16 protein-coding genes are annotated in these 18,277 nt (G+C 50.6%); 6 read left to right on the top strand and 10 right to left on the bottom strand.

The annotated features are described in order from the left end of the window. Positions 1-23: 23 nt before the first annotated feature. From MKY12_RS05270 to MKY12_RS05255, 4 genes are all read left to right on the top strand, one after another. Positions 24-266 carry a FeoA family protein gene (locus tag MKY12_RS05270; RefSeq protein WP_036696155.1) on the top strand — a complete coding sequence of 81 codons (243 nt, stop codon included), beginning with the start codon at positions 24-26 and terminating at the stop codon, positions 264-266. Continuing rightward, entirely contained in the window at positions 263-2,275 is a 2,013-nt protein-coding gene (feoB, locus tag MKY12_RS05265) for a ferrous iron transport protein B (RefSeq protein ID WP_339313111.1), read from the top strand. The genes MKY12_RS05270 and feoB overlap by 4 nt, the downstream gene beginning before the upstream one ends. A gap of 37 nt (positions 2,276-2,312) precedes the next feature. Then, a complete protein-coding gene (locus MKY12_RS05260) occupies positions 2,313-2,504 on the top strand; it encodes a FeoB-associated Cys-rich membrane protein (protein WP_339254387.1) in 192 nt (63 codons plus the stop codon). Positions 2,505-2,616: 112 nt separating this feature from the next. Then, positions 2,617-2,748 (top strand): hypothetical protein, encoded by a 132-nt coding sequence (locus tag MKY12_RS05255; protein ID WP_256707444.1) that lies wholly within the window; start codon positions 2,617-2,619, stop codon positions 2,746-2,748. A 108-nt stretch (positions 2,749-2,856) separates the two neighbouring features. Here MKY12_RS05255 and MKY12_RS05250 read toward each other — a convergent pair whose 3' ends face one another. The 5 genes from MKY12_RS05250 to leuB all read right to left on the bottom strand — a co-directional run bounded on the left by MKY12_RS05250 (position 2,857) and on the right by leuB (position 8,447). Beyond that, positions 2,857-4,389: a leucyl aminopeptidase gene (locus MKY12_RS05250; protein WP_339313110.1), complete on the bottom strand. Its 1,533-nt coding sequence runs from the start codon at positions 4,387-4,389 to the stop codon at positions 2,857-2,859. A 129-nt stretch (positions 4,390-4,518) separates the two neighbouring features. Continuing rightward, complete coding sequence (locus MKY12_RS05245) at positions 4,519-5,622, bottom strand: ATP-binding protein (protein ID WP_036727689.1); 1,104 nt, start codon at positions 5,620-5,622, stop codon at positions 4,519-4,521. Positions 5,623-5,956: 334 nt separating this feature from the next. Beyond that, a complete protein-coding gene (locus MKY12_RS05240; RefSeq protein ID WP_036727687.1) occupies positions 5,957-6,364 on the bottom strand; it encodes a hypothetical protein in 408 nt (135 codons plus the stop codon). A gap of 223 nt (positions 6,365-6,587) precedes the next feature. After that, on the bottom strand, positions 6,588-7,127 hold the full coding sequence (locus tag MKY12_RS05235; RefSeq protein WP_036727686.1) for a peroxiredoxin: 540 nt from the start codon (positions 7,125-7,127) through the stop codon (positions 6,588-6,590). Positions 7,128-7,364: 237 nt separating this feature from the next. After that, positions 7,365-8,447: a 3-isopropylmalate dehydrogenase gene (leuB, locus tag MKY12_RS05230; protein WP_339254381.1), complete on the bottom strand. Its 1,083-nt coding sequence runs from the start codon at positions 8,445-8,447 to the stop codon at positions 7,365-7,367. A gap of 227 nt (positions 8,448-8,674) precedes the next feature. Here leuB and MKY12_RS05225 point away from each other — a divergent pair, with 227 nt between their 5' ends. Further along, positions 8,675-9,655, top strand: coding sequence for an aldo/keto reductase (locus MKY12_RS05225; RefSeq protein ID WP_036696143.1), 981 nt, complete (start codon positions 8,675-8,677; stop codon positions 9,653-9,655). A 117-nt stretch (positions 9,656-9,772) separates the two neighbouring features. On the opposite strand, the gene MKY12_RS05220 is transcribed toward MKY12_RS05225, so the two are convergent. The 4 genes from MKY12_RS05220 to MKY12_RS05205 all read right to left on the bottom strand — a co-directional run bounded on the left by MKY12_RS05220 (position 9,773) and on the right by MKY12_RS05205 (position 12,452). After that, a complete protein-coding gene (locus MKY12_RS05220; RefSeq protein WP_339254378.1) occupies positions 9,773-10,864 on the bottom strand; it encodes a DUF4097 family beta strand repeat-containing protein in 1,092 nt (363 codons plus the stop codon). Positions 10,865-10,883: 19 nt separating this feature from the next. Further along, a complete protein-coding gene (locus tag MKY12_RS05215) occupies positions 10,884-11,381 on the bottom strand; it encodes a hypothetical protein (protein WP_339254376.1) in 498 nt (165 codons plus the stop codon). Positions 11,382-11,442: 61 nt separating this feature from the next. Beyond that, positions 11,443-11,913 carry a zf-HC2 domain-containing protein gene (locus MKY12_RS05210; RefSeq protein ID WP_339254374.1) on the bottom strand — a complete coding sequence of 157 codons (471 nt, stop codon included), beginning with the start codon at positions 11,911-11,913 and terminating at the stop codon, positions 11,443-11,445. Then, positions 11,910-12,452: an RNA polymerase sigma factor gene (locus MKY12_RS05205; protein WP_036727677.1), complete on the bottom strand. Its 543-nt coding sequence runs from the start codon at positions 12,450-12,452 to the stop codon at positions 11,910-11,912. The genes MKY12_RS05210 and MKY12_RS05205 overlap by 4 nt, the downstream gene beginning before the upstream one ends. Before the next feature lie 211 nt (positions 12,453-12,663). Here MKY12_RS05205 and MKY12_RS05200 point away from each other — a divergent pair, with 211 nt between their 5' ends. After that, entirely contained in the window at positions 12,664-13,812 is a 1,149-nt protein-coding gene (locus tag MKY12_RS05200; protein WP_209874748.1) for a response regulator, read from the top strand. A 156-nt stretch (positions 13,813-13,968) separates the two neighbouring features. Here MKY12_RS05200 and MKY12_RS05195 read toward each other — a convergent pair whose 3' ends face one another. Then, entirely contained in the window at positions 13,969-17,838 is a 3,870-nt protein-coding gene (locus MKY12_RS05195; RefSeq protein WP_339313109.1) for a collagen binding domain-containing protein, read from the bottom strand. Positions 17,839-18,277 lie beyond the last annotated feature (439 nt).

Raw genomic sequence — 18,277 nt, 5'->3', positions numbered from 1 at the left:
CAGTCTCTTTCGGAGGGATAACAATGGCTCTAACATCCTGCTCCTTGCTGCGTTTGCAACCAGGCACTACCGGCTCCATTCAAAGAATTGAAGGCATGAATCCAATTTTGCGCCGCCGTCTGGCCGATCTGGGAGTATCTGAGGGTGTAATGATCCGTCTCAAGGGCAAAGGGCCGTTCATGGGTCCGATTACGCTTGAATGTAACGGTCAGCTATTTGCTATCCGGCGGAAGGAAGCATCTATGATAGAGGTGAAGGTATCATGAGCTCCATCGCACTTGTGGGGAACCCCAACACCGGGAAAACCTCGCTGTTCAATACCCTGACTTCCTCCTACGAATACGTAGGGAACTGGGCAGGCGTTACGGTTGAGAAAAAAATCGGCAGTCTAAAAAACGGAGCCGGGAAGCTCATCGATCTGCCTGGAATCTACTCCCTTCACCCCCTCTCCCGTGATGAGGGCGTAGCCGCACAATATCTAATCGAAGAAACCCCTGAAGCACTTATCAATATTGTCGATGCCTCGCAGTTGGAACGGAACCTGCTGCTTACCCTGCAGCTGCTGGAGTATGGCAAGCCGACGATCCTCGGACTGAATATGACCGATGTCGCCAAGGCGCGCGGCATTCAGGTGAACCCCGACATTCTTTCGGAACAGCTTGGTATTCCCGTGCTGCCGCTGATCGCCCGGACAGGCAAAGGTACCAGTCAGGTGCTTAGCGTGCTGGAGCAGCCCTCCCATATCCCGCCTGTTACCTTCCAGTTGAATTATGGCGAACTCGCTGAAGAAGCCATAGCCTCCATTGTTACACATTTGCAAAAGATCCCTGGTCTGCCTAATCTCCGCTGGGTTGCTCTCCAGCTGCTGGAGCAGAACCCGGTAATCCTGGAGCTGCTTAAGAAGCGGACGGATATTTCCGGCTTGCTGCTGATTGCAGATACCGCTCAGACCCGGCTGCAGCAGGAGAAGCTCGCCTTGACGCTTCCCCAGTGGATTCGCTCCGTCCGCATGGACTACATCCGCAAGGTGTGCGCTGAAGCGATAGACTCCACCCTGCAAAAACCGCATAATCTGACCGAACGTCTGGATTCCATCCTTACCCACCGTTTTCTCGGACTGCCCCTGTTCATCCTGTTTATGTATGTCATGTTCAAAACTACCTTTGACTGGATTGGCGGGCCGTTGTCAGATCTCTTGGATGGCTTCATCGGCGGTCAGCTCAGCGATTGGACGAATTCGCTGCTGGGGGCCATCGGGGCTTCGGAATTCACGCACGCACTGATCGTTGATGGTCTCATCGGCGGTGTGGGCGGCGTGCTCGTATTTGTCCCACAGATATTCATCCTGTTCCTGATGATCTCCTTCCTGGAGGATTCCGGGTATATGGCCCGTGTCTGCCTGCTGATGGACAGCACGATGGAACGGATGGGACTGAACGGCAAGGCCTTCATTCCGTTCATCATTGGCTTCGGCTGCAACGTACCGGCGATTATGGCGGCCCGAAGTATTGAACAGCCCAAGGACCGGATGCTGACAACACTGCTTATGCCGCTGATGTCCTGTTCTGCCCGGCTTCCAGTCTATCTGCTGTTCGCAGCGGTCTTCTTCCCTGCCCAGCAAGCTGCAGCTGTACTCTCTATGTATGTCATGGGTGTTGTATTTGCCCTGGTTCTGTGTAAGTTCTTCTCCAGGTACCTGTTCAAGAATGAGGCGTCTATCTTCATTATCGAGCTGCCTCCTTACCGGATGCCGCAGCTCAAGACACTGAGCCGCAGCACCTGGGAGAAGGGCAAGGGCTTCCTGCGCAAAGCAGGGACCATTATCCTGGCCGGCTCGGTCCTGATCTGGCTGATGTCCTACGCTGGTCCTGGCGGTCTCAATGTGGACATGGATCACTCCTTCCTGGCCAAATTCGGTGGCTTCATTGCCCCGCTGCTGCAGCCGCTCGGCTTCGGAACATGGCAGGCGGGATCTACTCTGGTGCCCGGCTTCCTCGCTAAAGAGGTTGTGGTCTCTACCATGAACATCATCTACCATGCCCCGGATACAGCGGGACTGGAAGGCCAGATTGCATCAGTCTTTACACCGCTTAGCTCGATCAGCTTCATGGCCTTTATCCTGCTCTACATTCCTTGCCTGGCCACTGTCGGCGTTATCAAGAAAGAGACTGCGTCCTGGAAATGGACATTCTTCTCCATGGGTTACTCTCTGGTATTGGCCTATGCGGTGTCACTGGTGATCTATCAAGGAGGACGTTTGCTCGGATGGTCGTAGCCCCCGCAGCAAGTCCAAGTTATTAAGAGAGGAAGCGATGACGGCAATGATCGTTAATATTGTGATTGTGGCGCTAATATTCGGGTATTCCGGCTGGATAATCTACCGCCATGTGCAGAAAGGCAAGCAGGGGGCCTGTGCGGGCTGTGACAAGGGCAAGACCTGTCCCGCAGCAGCGATGGATTCACCTCTGTCCTGCGGCAGTGCTTCACTGGGCAGCAAGCGCTAGGATGCAGTTCTAGCGGATACAGACTTAGTATTCTTTCGTTTAGAAACCTTGGCATGCGGGTATGTTAGTTATAAGCTTTTAACAACCAGACTATTGCCAAGGAGGAATAACCATGAACACCAAGAAGACTTTGTTTACAACGGTAGCCTTGGGAGCCGCCTACTTGCTGAAGAATAAGAATACACGGGATAAGATTATGAATGGCGTCCAATCCCTGACGGCCCAGATGAAGGCCCGTAAATAGGCTGCTATTCCCGCAGTTATGAGAAGCAGGATTCCAAATGAACAAAGAGCCGCAGGTCTCAGGAAAATGAGAATCTGCGGCTCTTTGTGCCTGTTTGGACGATTCGATCTAGGCCTCAGGGGAGCGGCGATCTGGTTCAGCCGCAGCGCTCAGCAGATATTCCAGCAAGGTGCGGACCATGATGCCCGTGGCGCCCTTAGGATTCACACCCCGTTCCGCAGACAGAAAGGCAGTCCCTGCAATATCGAGATGCACCCACGGCAATCCCTCGGCGAATTCTCCGATGAACAGCCCCGCCGTGCTGGCAGCCCCATATCGTCCGGCAGCATTGCGGAGATCCGCAACCTCGCTTGTCAGCATCTCCCGGAATTCAGGATAGACAGGCAACGGCCAGATGTGCTCCCCTGACAGCCTTGAGGCTGCCAGAAGCTCTTCCAGGAATGCTTGATCATTCGTTACTGCCCCTGTAGCCACATCTCCTAGAATCGACACCACAGCTCCTGTCAGCGTGGCTACGTCAATGATCCGCTGTGCGCCCCATTCCCGGGCATAGGTGAGCGCATCTCCCAGAATGATCCGTCCCTCCGCATCAGTATTGATGATTTCGACCGTTCTTCCACTGAGGGTAGTAATGATATCGCCCGGTTTATAAGCATTCGCTGCCGGCATATTCTCTGCCGCCGGAATCAGCATGACCACATTGACCTTGGGACGCAAATGCCCAAGCGCATCCATAACCGCCAGAACGGCTGCGGCCCCGGCCATGTCACTGAACATGCTCTCCATGCCCGGTGCCCGCTTCAGGGAGATGCCCCCGGTATCGAAAGTGATTCCTTTGCCGACCAAGCCCACTGCGTTCTCCCATTGATTCGTCCCCTGATAGCGGATAACAATCATGCGGGGAGGATTCACACTGCCGCTGCCGACCGCAAGCAAGCCGCCCATTCCCTTAAGCGCAAGCTCCCGTTCATCCAGTACTTCAGCCGGAAGCCCGTGCCGCTGTGCAATTTCGATAGCAGCCACTGCAAGACCCGAAGGAGTCAGCAGATTCCCCGGACGGTTGGTCAGATCACGGGCAAGGTTGGCAGCCTCCCCGAAAGCCTTCCCCCGCTTGATGCCTTGTCTCCAGGCTTCCTCTTCTGCTGCTTCGCTCTTGCCTTCCGTACGCAGATGTACCGTATCTATACCCGTATAGGCTGCCTGGTCCAGCTTATAGTGTCTTCTGCGGTACGACCCCAGGACCAGCCCTTCCGCGATGGCCTGGCCGGCCTGCTCCGCCTTCAGCGCCCCAGTCAGCCCGCCCGGTACCGCCAATATCTGCACAACCAGCGTAGCGGCCTTCAGCCTATAAGCTGCCCTGGCGGTCTGCGCCATCAGCTGCCGCAGCTCGTGCATACCCATCTGGCCCTTTCCGCTTCCGGCCAGAATGACCACAGGCTGCTCAGGCTGCTCCATTACGGGCAGTATATACACTTGCCCTTGTTTGCCACTGAACAGGCCCGCAGCGGACAATAGGCGGACTCTCGCGGCCCAATCTGCCGGAAGTCCTTCTCCCTGTGCCTGTGCCTCTGAGATGATTAGACATACAGCATCTCCTTGCGGTGAAGCTTTACCGGCATCACTGCTCCATTCAAAGATCAAACTTCATCCCTCCGACTAACGCAGATAAGGCTGATCTCCCGCACTTGTTCGTGCATTGCAGGAATCAGCCCTTACATATTGATTATAACCCGAATGCACTCCACCGAGAACAACGGGCTTAAGATAGCATTAGTGAGTAAGCGGAAGCGAAATGACGAACCGGGTTCCTTCATTCAGCCGGCTGCTGACCGAGATGCAGCCGCCATGATTCTTGATGATCCGGTCACTGACGGAGAGTCCGAGTCCCGTCCCATTCTCCTTCGTGGTGAAGAACGGATTGAACAGTCTGTCAAGCGTGCAGATATCCATTCCCTTACCGTTGTCAGAGATGAAGATGCGCACCTCTGTTCCTTCTTTACGTGCGCCTACCTCAATCCGGCCTACAGAATCATCCACCCGCTCCGAGATCGCTTCCATCGCATTTCTGATCATATTCAGCACAACCTGCTTCATTTGCTTAATATCCCCTGAGATGACCAGGTCCTCCTGGAGCACCTGCAAGTTGATCTGGCAGCCCTTCATCAGCGCCTCGCTCTCTGTCAGCAGGACCACTTCCTTCAGCAAGGCAGAGACAGGAATCATGCTGATCTGCGGCACAGAAGGCTTGGAGGAAGTCAGAAATTCATGAATAATGTCATTGGCACGGTCAATCTCCGCTAATATAATCTTCGCATATTCTTCTTTGCCGAGCAGATGCAGATGGGGATGAAGCAATTGGATGAACCCCCGGATAGCCGTCAGAGGATTGCGGATCTCGTGGGCGATGGAGGCCGATAACCGGCCCAGCATGGCCAGGCTGTCGTTCTGGTAGGCCGTCTGTTCAATCAGCTTGTAATCGGAGATCTCTTTGAATGTGAACAGATAGCTGCCCTTCATTTCCTCTCCGCTGGACAGGGTTGCGCGCCAGTACCGTCCATATTCATCCACAAATTCATAGCTTGGCTTACCTTTGAGCACCATTTCACGATAACTCCTGAGTACCTGTTTCTTCTTGAAGCGGCTGAGCTGAATATGGGATAACAGATGATGCAAGGTGCAGCCCAGAAGAGAGTGACGGTTAAGCTCCAGAATGCCGTACATCTGCTTGTTGACGAAAGTCAGCACACCCTCATCATCAAAAAGCAGAATCCCGCTGTCGATGTGCTCCAGCACATCCTCAAATGTGGTATCCATCGGACCAGATTGAAACGTTCTTGCCGATAATAGCAAGCTTTCCTGATATTGGCTTATCACGATACGAAGTTCCCCCTTTTACTGCAATTGACGAAGACGCTTAAGCGACATCAAATTACTATGTATCTGAGTATATGACGAAGCCGCCAGAACATTCGAAAATCGTATTGTATTATCCAACCGTTTCAACTATATTCCAATCATATCCAAGAGAAGAAGACAACGCAATCAGAGAATCTGTCGAATGGCAAAAATATTCCTAAAATGATTCTTAAGACACATTTAAGTGGGAGGGGAATGATTTGTTTCCTGCAAATACATTGAAAAGAGCCCCCGCCAGGCGGCGGGAGCTCACTGATTTATAACATGATGGTGGCAGGATCAAGACAGATATTCAAGCCTTCTGCTGGAGCCGGTGACGCCGCTGGCTCATGACAGCCAGACGCTTCTTCAGCTCACGTTCCCATTTGGAGTCGCCGATCTGTTTGGCAACCGCCAGCAGGTCCAGCGACATATCGATCTGGCTGCGTATGATCGCGAGCGGGTCCTCGCTCTCCATATTGATGACGTTCTCGAAGATCGCTTCCTCTTCCTCCATCACATAATCCTGGAAATCCACATCCGTGACGCCGTCGCCATGGGCATATTCCGCCAGAATTTCATATTCATTCTCGACTTTGTAATGTACCTCTACCCGGTGGCATACCGGACAAAAAAGCAGGGGAACATTATGGACTTGCGTGCGATAATGCTTTAGGGTCCCCTTCGTTCCAACCATACTCGCTCCACAGCAAAAGCTCATTTTTGTTCACCCTCCTTGAGTGTTGTCGTTGATTTGATTTCCTATTAGTATATTACAAAACAGCGGGAGAGATTCCTCTCCTTACAAGCTATATATTAACCTTTATGCCCATTTTCAAACGCCATTCCATATCTTTGCAAAAAACCTCCTTGAAGGGAATAATGCTTCCCGCAAGGAGGTCCTCTTAGTATATCAAAGATCGCGGTTCATGAGGCCCGGAAGCCTACAGGTTCTTGTCGCCTGGCTTCCAGTTCATAGCGCACAGCCCGCCGGATTGGAGAGCCTGCAGCACACGCAATGTCTCTTCAACGCTGCGGCCCACATCGTTATGGTTAACAACCTGATACTTCAGTTCACCTTCAGGATCGATGATGAACAGTCCGCGCAGCGCAATGCCTTCTTCTTCAATCAGGACGCCATAATCGCTGGCAACCTTCTTCGTGATATCAGAAGCCAGAGGGAAGTTGATCTGGCCAAGACCGTTCATATCCTTAGGTGTAGACAACCAAGCCTTGTGGCTATGGATGGAGTCGATGCTCACACCTAGAATTTCTGTATCAAGCTCTGCGAAATCAGCAGCAGCATCACTCAGGGCTGTGATTTCAGTTGGACATACGAAGGTGAAATCAAGCGGATAGAAGAAGAATACAAGCCATTTGCCGCGATAGTCGGACAAGCTTACCTTACCGAAATCCTTACCGTCGCCTGTTACTGTCTCCATGAAGAAGTCAGGAGCGGGTTTACCTACCAAACGTTCTGCCATTGCTTAAATCCTCCTTTTGATTATGTAAGAAAAACAGCTACCGGACCGTTGCCGGATGCAATATGCTTTTCTTGATTTTATTGGATGGTTACATTCTTACGGGTACAGACCAAATGTTATCATCGTACAAAATCAAAGTCAATATTACATTGATTACTTTTTTATAATAATTATAAATAAGCAACATTTTGTGAAGTTTTTCTTCATTCTGCGTCAAAAGGGATACATGTGGTAGAACTAGGCTTTGCGGATAGCGGCTACAATCAGGTCGCCCATCTCTGTGGTGCTGATCGCCTTGCTCTTATCAACTGCGATATCGCTCGTCCGGTGACCGGCATCCAGTACCTCCGCAACTGCGGCTTCAATGGCTGCGGCTGCATTCTCGTAGCCGAAGGTCATACGGAACATCAGTGCAAGCGACAGGATCGTAGCGATCGGGTTCGCCAGCCCCTGTCCGGCAATGTCAGGCGCGGAGCCGTGAACCGGCTCATAGAGGCCGTAGCTGCCTTCTCCCAGTGAAGCGGAGGCCAGCATACCAATGGAGCCTGTCAGCATCGCTGCTTCATCGCTCAGGATATCACCGAACATATTCTCAGTCACGATGACATCGAAGCTCGAAGGACGGCGCAGCAGCTGCATCGCACAGTTATCCACCAGCACATGCTCAACTTCAACCTGCGGATATTCCGGCGCCAGTCTGTTCACCACTTCACGCCACAGACGGGAGGTCTCCAGAACATTGGCTTTGTCGACACTCGCCAGCTTGCCCCGGCGCTTCCCGGCAATCTCGAACGCCTGGCGTACGATCCGTTCCACTTCAGTGACGTTGTAGACACAAGTATCTACCGCTTCTTCCCCATGCTCACCTTGACGGCGCAGCTTGTCCCCGAAGTAGATCCCGCCTGTCAATTCACGCACGACCATCAGGTCTGTGCCTTCCAGGACCTCCGGCTTCAGCGTCGAAGCATCCTTCAGACAATCGAAGACCACCGCCGGACGCAGATTGGAGAATAGGCCAAGCGCCTTACGGATACCGAGCAGTCCGGTCTCCGGACGCAGTTCCTTCGGATTGTTATCCCATTTCGGTCCGCCTACGGCTCCAAGCAATACAGCATCGGCGTTGCGGCAGATCGCAAGCGTATCCTCAGGCAGCGGAGTTCCGCGTTCATCAATGGCGATTCCGCCGAACAGGGCGTGCTCTGTTTCAAATGTATACCCGAACAGCTCTTCCGTTCTTTTCAATACCTTTTCCGCTTCCGCCACAACTTCAGGTCCGATACCGTCCCCGGCAATTACGGCGATTTTTTTGACCTCGCTCATTCCTGTCACTCCTTAGGTAGTCCTGCTGGTCGCAGACATAGTTCTTCTGTATATTGTTGTATCATAACGAAGGACAAAGGACAAAGATATAGATTCTATCACGTTCATAGATATAGCCTATAAGTGAGACAAATCCCTAATTTGCCCTTGTCCCGCCAATTGATTACAATTAATGGGTAGGTGAAATTATCGGATCTCTAATCATATGGAAGAGGAGTGATCTCAAGATGCAATACGCGAAGCTTGGCAAGTCTGGTATGAAGGTAAGCCGCCTCTGTCTGGGAACGATGAACTTCGGTCCCATCACCGACGAGAAGGAAGCCTTCCGGATTATGGATGCGGCGCTGGACGCGGGAGTCCAGTTTTTTGATACCGCCAATGTGTATGGATGGGGTGAGAACTCGGGTCTGACCGAGACTATTATCGGCCGCTGGTTCAAGCAGGGCGGCGGACGCCGTGAGAAGGTTGTCCTGGCGACCAAGGTCTACGGGGCGATGAGTGACAAGCTGGATGGACCCAATGATGAAGGCGGCCTCTCCTCCTACATTATCCGCCGCCATCTGGAGGGCTCCCTGCAGCGTCTGCAGACCGATCACATCGAGCTCTACCAGATGCACCATATCGACCGTAACGTGTCCTGGGACGAGCTGTGGGGCGCCTTTGAGCTTGCGGTCAGCCAAGGCAAGATCGGCTACACCGGCTCCAGCAACTTCGCCGGCTGGGATATTGCCGTTGCCCAGCAGGAAGCGAAGGCCCGCGGGTTCCTTGGACTGGTATCCGAGCAGCATAAATACAGCCTGACCTGCCGTCTGCCGGAGCTTGAGGTTCTGCCTGCGGCGCAGCATCTGGGCCTCGGCATTATTCCGTGGAGTCCGCTTGACGGAGGGCTGCTGGGACGCAATGCGCTGAAGAAGATCGAGGGCAGCCGCAGCGGCGGCAACGCGGAGCGTGTGGAGCAGCACAAGAAGCAGCTTGAGGCCTTTGCGGAGCTGAGTCTGGAGCTGGGCGAGCCGCAGGATAATATCGCACTGGCCTGGCTGCTGGCCAACCCTGCCGTAACAGCGCCAATCATCGGACCGCGTACGCTGGAGCAGTTCGAGAGCGCGCTGCGCAGCCTGGAGGTCGTTCTGGACGAGTCCGTGCTGAAGCGTCTGGACGAGATTTTCCCCGGACCCGGCGGTGCGGCTCCCAAGGCTTATGCATGGTAATCAGGACTAACTGGCTGCAGCCGGCATAACCTCCCGATATCATTTCTTCTCTTACAATAAAGAGCTGTTCACCGGCATAACGTATCCGGTGAACAGCTCTTTATGCTTCTATGTCTTTTATTGCGCCGTATCCACTGTTATAGAACCATTGCTGGTGGACAAGGTGACCTCATGGGTGCCTTTTCCAAGTACAGCCGTTCCATGGTCCTCATCGTCGCCGCCCCAGTCCACGTTGCCTTTAAGTGATCCGTTACTGGTATCTGCCGTAATCTTGGCATCCGTTACCGCCGGAAGACCCAAGACAATCTTGCCGTTGCTGGATTTCAGTTCCCATGCACCTGTGATTGCCGAATTGACTGTAATCTTGCCGTTGCTGCTTCTGGCCGACACAGCGCCGTCAATATTCCCCAGCGTAATCGCACCGTTCGAGCTAACCAGGTCTGCTCCGCCCTGTACATTCTTTACCGTCAGCGTTCCGTTGCTGCTATGAGCCTTCACACCGCCGGTGACATCATGGATATCCATGGTTCCGTTGCTCGTATCCACATTAATGCCTGCGGCCAGCCCACCGGCTTCGATGGAACCGTCACTGGTCTCTACCTGAGCGGCCAGATTCTGCGGAATGCCGACATTCAGATATGGTGCATTGTTGTTGAAGCCGATCTGGATATTGGAGAGCCAGCCTGAATCTCCTTCCAGCTCCATCACAAGCGTGTCGCCCTCGGTCGTCACTTTCCATTTACGCTCCAGGGCACTTGCCGCTTCATTGTCTGTATTGCCCGGCAGCTCCAGCTTTCCTTCATACGTCAGCGTGCTCCCATCCACACCCTGGAGCTTAACCTTGCCTTGGGGCAGATCAATCCGCACATTCTTAATATCCTGTTGCACTTCTACCTTCCCGTTCACCGGCACCAGCTTGGTATTGCCGAAGATACTGCTCAGCGAGCCTCCAGCCAGCACCGTCTGTGCCCCGCTTGCCGCGATAAGCACAATGATCAGCAGAATGGCCCAGCCGCTTACGCGGCTTTTGACATCTGATTTAATGAAGAGCCTAAGCAGCATCTCCAGGCCGAACAGGATAAGCAGGGCCGGCCAGATATAACCCAGCACATCGTACGTGATTACACCATATTGAGCCATGACTACAATAACGCCTACTATTATGCACCCTATTGCGGCGGTAAAGCTGCCGATTTTCCATCTCCCCATCGTTTAATTCCCCATTTCACTATACTTTTGAATTATTCTTCAGCATTCTGAATCCATACCCGATCAAGGCAAGCGACAACAGAATCGCTCCGATATTCATATCGCTCAGTATTTCCCACAGAGCGGGAAATGCAGTGATGAGCAGCAGCAGGATGCCTGCGATAACACACCCAATACCGACCCACACCGGGTTCACATCATCATGCGGATACATCGGGGGCGCAGACATTCCCATCGTCCAGGGCGCTCCAAAGCTATCCGGATGGAACATCATCCGCTCTTGCTCGGCAGCCGACACCTTCATCCAAGCCGCCTTTTGCAGCGCATCGAATAATTGATAGAACCAGAGCGCAGCAAGCGCGAACGGAAACACTGCGGGCATGGACGGAATGAATATAATACAGAGCGATGCTCCAATCATATACTCCAGACCCATTTTTTTAAAGCCCAGATACATGTGGCCCAGTCCCGGAACCATAGCCAGGAGAAACGTGAGCCAGCGTCTTTTCTTAATCATATGTTACCCTCCCAAAAGTTTTGTTGAAATAAATTAGATAACCGGCGAAGCCGCTATGGATTTATTTATTGTTACCTTGCGGGCCGAACCAGGAGCTGACCGATGTGGACATATGCCCGTTGATTTCAGTGATGCCATAGGCCAAATTCTCAAATACGCCAAGCTGCAGCAGGAGAAACGTCAGACCTACCGCCACGCCGTAATGCATCCAGGAGGTTCCCCGGGTCGTACGCCGTCTGGACATGGTTGATTTCACGATCCGTTCTCTGCGTCCGTTCTCCAGCTGGCCGATCCTTGCCATAACATCCCCGGTCAAGTCAGGGAAGTCATGCGGCAACACGGGCTCCTGCCCGTTAAGATCCAGCCCGGCTTCCATCTCGCTCCACATCGCCGCAAGCTCCCGCGCCTCCTCCAGCCATTCCGCGCAGCCGGGACAGGTCTGGATATGCAGATAGATCGCCTGCTGGGCCTCAGGTGACAACTGTCCATCTATATAATGCGGCATCCACTCTTTTACTGTTGAACAATTCATCGCCATTCCTCCCCGCTTTTGCGCATCATCTGTCTGGCCCGATAGAGCTGCGATTCAACCGTTTTAACCGAAATTCCTTTTTGCTCCGCGATCTCCTGATAGGAGTGGCGCTGAAAATAGTACAGCTGCACAACCGACCGGTACGGTTCCGCCAGACTATTCAGGTTCTCACCCAGCTCCCGGGAAGCCTCCTTGCGAAGCACTGCCTGTTCAGGTGTCTGTGAAGTCACCCAGTCATTCTCAGTGTAATCTGCTGCACTCCGGTGCCGCCATTCCCGGTCATTGGCCCGTTTCCAGTCCAGACAGGTGCGGTAAGCAATCCGGTACAGCCAGGTGGAGAAGGAAGATTGTCCTCTGAAGGTGGGAAGGGCTTTATAGGCTTTGATGAAGACTTCCTGAGCCATATCCTTGGCAGACTCGGCTTCTCCTGTAATTTTGATGCATACGCTATATACCATGCCTTGATAACGGGTCACCAGATTCCCGAAGGCCTGATGCTCCCCGCTTAGCACAGCACTGATCCACTCCGTCTCTTCCAAGTCTTTCTTCCCTCCTTCAGCTACATAACGTTAGACGTCTGACTTTAAGGTTCCCCTGCATAGTTTTTTAAATTATTTTAGAATAGCAGCATTTCTATTCAAAATCAGCCTCAAGTGCAAGCTCAGAGGGAGGATAACCCGCATCCTTGTCGAATTATCCTTAAACAGCCTATGACAAGACAACATTCCTAAATGAAGTGGTGGGATAGACATGATTCAGGCCTTGCTGGTAGATGATGAACGGCTTGCTCTTATGAAGCTGAAAATGATGCTGGAGGAACTGACAACTATAAATATAATCGCTGCTTATACTGATCCTTCCGAGGCGGTCAAAGCAGTGCCGCTGCTACGCCCTGATGTGATTTTCCTCGACATTGATATGCCTGAGATGAATGGCGTCCAGGCTGCGGAGGCCATGCAAAGGCTGTGCCCGCAGGCAAGCATCGTATTTGTGACTGCACATAACAGCTACGCCATCGAGGCGTTCGAGCTTTATGCGCTTGATTATGTTCTTAAGCCTGTACAGCGGGGCCGTCTGCTGAAGACCATCGAGCGGCTGGAGGAGCGTCTCAGCCAGGCACAGGAGGATTCGCGCAAGCCTGCACAGACGGTCATGATCCGCAGCTTCCAGTCCTTAAGGTTCGAACGGGGCGGACAGCCGCTGCCCAATATCCGCTGGCGCACCTCCAAGGCACAGGAATTATTCGCTTATTTATTTCATAACCGCAACCGGTTCGTAAGCAAAGATACCCTAACCGATCTGCTGTGGCCCGATTTCAATCTCAAGAAGGCCTCCACTCATCTTTATACAACGATTTATCAGGTTCGGCAATGCCTGAAGCAGGCGGAGATCGATCTGCAGATCAGCAATGCCAGCGGAGGAGAAGGCTACACCCTGGAGACCGGCAGCCTGCTGATAGACAGCTACGAATGGGAGAAAGGGATTCTTACCCTGGATGCCATCAATAAAGACAACTATGAGGAACATCAGCGGTTATTCGAATTCTATTCCGGCGATTATCTGAACGATTACGATTACCTCTGGGCGGAAGGGGAACGGCAGCGTCTGCGGACCATCTGGCTGCATCATGCAATGAATATCGCCGAATTCTATGTCGGCAGCGGCCGGATACCGGAAGCGGTGACCGTGTACCAGAGAGTGGTGCAGCTCCAGCCTTATTTTGAACAGGGGCATCTCGGGCTGATGAAGGTCTACGACAGCATTGGAGAGCGTTCAGCGGTAGAGGAACAATATCATATTCTGACGGATTTGCTGAAGCGGGAGCTCGGCGTGAAGCCGCCCGCGAGTATTAAGCGCTGGTATGAGGAATGGAAGCATCTTAACCTCAGAAGCATGTGATTCTCCGTAAATAGAAGCGGCAATGCTGACCTTTCAGGGGACGGTATGATTTCAGCGACTTTATATTTATAAGAGCAAAGACACCCGCAGCCTGCTGCGGGTGTCTTTGTGTATGCTGCCATATTAGCTGGTTAATACCTGCTAAGGTGCATTCTCCTACATTTTCTTGCGGGCATTAAATCTTCTGGCCAGTACAGCTCCCAGAATAATCAATCCGCCGCCAGTCAGATACAGCGGGAGAGGACTTTCTTCTCCGGTCTGCGGAAGCTTGCCGGGAAGTCCGCTGTTGTTTCCTTTGTCAGTTGGTTGTGTAACCGTACCCTTAGGCACTTCATCGACTCCAACTTCAATTGTAATCTCTTCCTCATTGCCGTCTTCATCTGTTACGACAATCGTGAATTTATCCTTGCCGGTGTAGCCTGGATCAGGAGTATACGTCCATTTGCCATCCGGTGTAATAGTTACCGTACCATGCGCCGGCTCTTCGCCGATGCTAGGAATACCTCCCAGCGGGATCTCGCCGTCGATAGGCACTTCCTCAATCGTAGTGACCTGTGTGGCTTGCGGCGTTGGAGTACTAACCGTTCCTGGCTGGACCGGTGTTGCTGCTGGCGTCACCTGTGGTGTTGCCGTTACTCCTGGCGTACTGGAAGCAGCCGGAGTCCCCGTTGGTGCTGGCGTTACTGACGGTGTCGGTGTTGGTGTACCGATAACTCCAGGAATGCTTGATGGTTCAGGTGTCGGTGTGTAGTACACCGGCGGTGATGTTGGTGCTGGTGTTGGTTCTGTTGTTGGTGCTGTAGTTGGTTCTGTTGTTGGCGCCGTAGTTGGTTCTGTTGTTGGCGCCGTAGTTGGTGCTGTCGTTGGCGCCGTAGTTGGTGCTGTCGTTGGCGCCGTAGTTGGTGCTGTTGTTGGCGCCGTAGTTGGTGTTGCTGTCGGTGCTGTTGTTGGTGTTGCTGTCGGTGCTGTTGTTGGTGTTGCTGTCGGTGCTGTTGTTGGTGTTGCTGTCGGCGACGGTGTTGCTGTCGGCGATGGTGTTGGCGTTGCTGGTACAGGCTTCAGTTTGTTGCTAACTTCTAGTTTAAATCCTGTTGTTGAATTAATTTTCACTGCATGCGGCGTTGAATCAAGTACAAAATTCTCAGGAGCCTTTGTTTCAATTACAACGTAATTCCCGCCAATCAGTTTCGTAAATTCGATTATTCCCTGTTCATTCGTAGTTCCATCTTTGATCCAGATCCGATCCTCACCAACGACACGGTAGAGATCAAAGCTTGCTCCCTGGAGGAGATTGCTGCTCTTGCCTTCTTCGATTTTGGTTAAGGTTAATGTGCCTCTAATCCCGCTGCCGGTACCTGAACCGCTGGAAAGCTTGACGGTGATCACTTCGCTATCGTTCTTAGTTATCTCTTTTACATTTTTGCCGTTCAAGCTAACCTTGTTGGAGACTGTTTCATCATTTGCCGCAGTAATCAAGGATTGATATTTAAGGACATATGCTTCCGAAATATCCTTCAGGAAGCTTAGCTTAAAGCTTTCCTTCCCGTCACTGTCTGCTGTGATTTCCAGCTTATAGTCTGTATCTCTAACCAGTTCCTCGTTTGTTTCTTTTACATCTCCATTTCCTGCAACTGTAGTCTTAAACAGGTGGAAAGTATTGGACAAGAGAATCTGATTGTCACTTGGTTCATCTGTTAGGACGGCTTCCTTGATAAGCGACTGGTTACGGTTGATAGAAATCGTCCAGTTGATTTTGTTACCGTTCTGCGCTCCAGTTTTAACTACATATTCTCCGGCGTTAGGAATATTTACGGAGGCTTTTAAATCCTTCGATTGCTTAACCAGGCCGTCATACAATACGGCCGTATTATTAACAGAACCTGAATCTATAGCCTGATTAGCAAATGTTGTATTAAAGGTTACGTAAAATGCATAATCAATCTTTTTGTTAAAGGTAACCTTCAGTTTATTTCCATCCAGAGTGACCTTGTAATCAGCTTCATTCACACTGGCAGCAGCAGAAGGGTTTCCTGATTCCTTGTACTCCAATTTGTTGACTTTTACAGACGTCAAATCGACGATTTGACCATCTGTAATGGTATCCACTAGTTCGGCGGCATCCAGCGTCTTGAAATTATAGTTTGCTCCTACCGTCCAGGAAATTTTCTTGGTCGTGGCATTATAAGAACCATATTTCAGGCCGTTATTCTTCACTTCGTCTCTCGGATTAAATTCAGCCGAGACTTCTTTTTTCTGCCAATCGGTGCTACCGTCTATTTTCCATTTTAATGCTGCTGTATTCACAAATCTGTCTTTGCCTGAATCCAGCCAGTCATAATTAAAACTTGTAGTATAGGTAATTGTATAAGGTTCATTAATTATTCCATTAAATGTGATCACGAATCCGTCAGTTGCAGCCGGTGGAGTAGATTCATTATAGACTACTGAGTGAACTGTTGGTGTTCCTCCGCTTTTTGGCGTGATTTTTAGTGAGCTGCGGTCAAGCTTAAGTCCCGCATTATTGAAGGTATCCGTTACAACCAGATCTTTCATCTTCTGGCTGTCATCATTAATGTTAATTGTCCACTGCACTGTTTTTTTGGAGTAGTCCACATTGGAGTACGTCTTGTGCAGAATCTGCTGTTTCACATCACGAGTAGCTTCTTTCGATTCCCCGTCATAGGTAACCGTGTTGGTAATTTGACCATCATCAAAAACCCGACCGTTTGCTTGAGTCTGATATTCAATCCGATATGCGCTATTGATTTCGTTATTGAATTTCAATTCAAATCCGTTTGATGATGTTGTATCGGTCTTGGTCACTGTATATTGACTGGAATCAATCACAGCACCCTTTACCCCTTTGCCGCTATTATCAATAGTAACCGGGTATACCTTAACAGAGTTTAAGATTAAATCCTGCGATTTGTTAAAGGCATCCTTCAATACAGCCTTAGACGCTGGAATGGTCTTGACATTGTAATTATAATTAATAGCCCACGAAATTATTTGGGTAGCTTTATCATAACCAGTAGTGGACTTCTCCAGAGGTTTGCCGCGTCCCACGGTGACAGTAGCCTTTGCCTCTTTGGAATAACCCTCATCACCGGAAAGTACCGCAGTATTCTCATATGCTGTTTCGTCTGCACCGGCAGCATTAATTATGGTAGAGAAGTTAATGCGATAAGCTTTCGTAATCGGGCTGTTCACAAAGCTAAGCTTCAAGTTCTCCGCTGTGGAGTCTGTTGTTACATATTGACTGCTGCTGACAGGACTGCCTTGCGATACATCGCCGTTAACTTTCACTTCAAGCTCATGAACAACAATTGAACTTGGATCAAGTGACAACCCATCTGGCAATTTATCAGTAACTACTGCATGCCCCACACTATCTAACGACTTATTCACATCAATAGTCCATTCGATGTTTTTCGGGTTGTAGTACGGCTGAGGAGAACCTTTCTTCTCTATCGTCTTACTGACATTAGGCTTAAAGTTAAGCTCAATGAATTGAGAGCCGCCTTTTACTGGAAACTCAAGGATTTGCTTCGTTGAGCCAGTAATTTTTTTAGAGCTAAGCAAGGATTGAACCTTAAATGTTCCCCCTACTTTGTCATAATTAGTGATAAACTCATTGAAAGTAAATACAACCTCATTTGTATCCTTGTTTACAGTGTAATTTGCAACAGTCTCTCCCTCAAAATCAAGCTGGCCTTCTAAATTGTTAAAAAGCTCAAATTGTGAAGGAAGATTAAATCTATACGTGGAGCCTGCAGAATAACCATGACTGTCCTCAAGTTCCCACGTATAGTTCAGTTCAGCGTAGGAATCTAACTGATACACATTTCCTGTAACTGTCTCCGTATAATTAGTATCTTTATACACTGCAAGTGATACACTCGTAATCAGCGGGGCCGTTATCTCCGTCCCATCCGCCTTAACCTTCGTCATGAACCCGAAACCGTTGGCAAACTGTGTAATCAGCATTACAACAACCAACCAGGCGCCTATCGTCTTTTTCTTCATGTAATTATAACCTCTCTCTCTTTCTGCAAAATGATTGTTCCAGCGTCGCAATTACCCGTTCCGGCCTGCTTCTTTCCGATCGTCCCCCTGTCACTAGTATGTATGTGGGCCTTCGATTTCTCTTTTACTGTACTTCCGTAACTTTACTTGCCGCCTCTGAACAATTTCTGAACAGATTATGAGATAAATCATAGATAACTTAAAAATAAAATATTTTTATCGACAAAAAAGTGGTTTCAAACGCTGATAATGTGGAATCCACTCTGGATTATGAACTATTTTTCATTTTTCCGACTCATCTTGTTCATTCTTTTCATTTAAAACTTGTTTCAAATCCCCTTCAGCTGGATTCTACCCCGGAATGCTCAGCGTCAAAAAAATTTCAGCAGATTATTGAACAAAAAAAAGAAGCCTCCCCGGACAAAATGAACTGGTCCGG

The sequence above is a fragment of the Paenibacillus sp. FSL M7-0896 genome (assembly GCF_037975415.1).
GTDB lineage: Bacteria > Bacillota > Bacilli > Paenibacillales > Paenibacillaceae > Paenibacillus_AQ > Paenibacillus_AQ silagei.
This window is presented reverse-complemented; position numbering and strand designations above follow the sequence as displayed.

Excerpts from the sequence above, each read along its gene's own strand:
- MKY12_RS05270 (WP_036696155.1), top strand. The coding sequence starts at position 24 with ATGGCTCTAACATCCTGCTCCTTGCTGCGTTTGCAACCAGGCACTACC.
- feoB (WP_339313111.1), top strand. The coding sequence starts at position 263 with ATGAGCTCCATCGCACTTGTGGGGAACCCCAACACCGGGAAAACCTCG.
- MKY12_RS05260 (WP_339254387.1), top strand. The coding sequence starts at position 2,313 with ATGACGGCAATGATCGTTAATATTGTGATTGTGGCGCTAATATTCGGG.
- MKY12_RS05255 (WP_256707444.1), top strand. The coding sequence starts at position 2,617 with ATGAACACCAAGAAGACTTTGTTTACAACGGTAGCCTTGGGAGCCGCC.
- MKY12_RS05240 (WP_036727687.1), bottom strand. The coding sequence starts at position 6,364 with ATGAGCTTTTGCTGTGGAGCGAGTATGGTTGGAACGAAGGGGACCCTA.
- MKY12_RS05235 (WP_036727686.1), bottom strand. The coding sequence starts at position 7,127 with ATGGCAGAACGTTTGGTAGGTAAACCCGCTCCTGACTTCTTCATGGAG.
- leuB (WP_339254381.1), bottom strand. The coding sequence starts at position 8,447 with ATGAGCGAGGTCAAAAAAATCGCCGTAATTGCCGGGGACGGTATCGGA.
- MKY12_RS05225 (WP_036696143.1), top strand. The coding sequence starts at position 8,675 with ATGCAATACGCGAAGCTTGGCAAGTCTGGTATGAAGGTAAGCCGCCTC.
- MKY12_RS05220 (WP_339254378.1), bottom strand. The coding sequence starts at position 10,864 with ATGGGGAGATGGAAAATCGGCAGCTTTACCGCCGCAATAGGGTGCATA.
- MKY12_RS05215 (WP_339254376.1), bottom strand. The coding sequence starts at position 11,381 with ATGATTAAGAAAAGACGCTGGCTCACGTTTCTCCTGGCTATGGTTCCG.
- MKY12_RS05210 (WP_339254374.1), bottom strand. The coding sequence starts at position 11,913 with ATGAATTGTTCAACAGTAAAAGAGTGGATGCCGCATTATATAGATGGA.
- MKY12_RS05200 (WP_209874748.1), top strand. The coding sequence starts at position 12,664 with ATGATTCAGGCCTTGCTGGTAGATGATGAACGGCTTGCTCTTATGAAG.
- MKY12_RS05195 (WP_339313109.1), bottom strand. The coding sequence starts at position 17,838 with ATGAAGAAAAAGACGATAGGCGCCTGGTTGGTTGTTGTAATGCTGATT.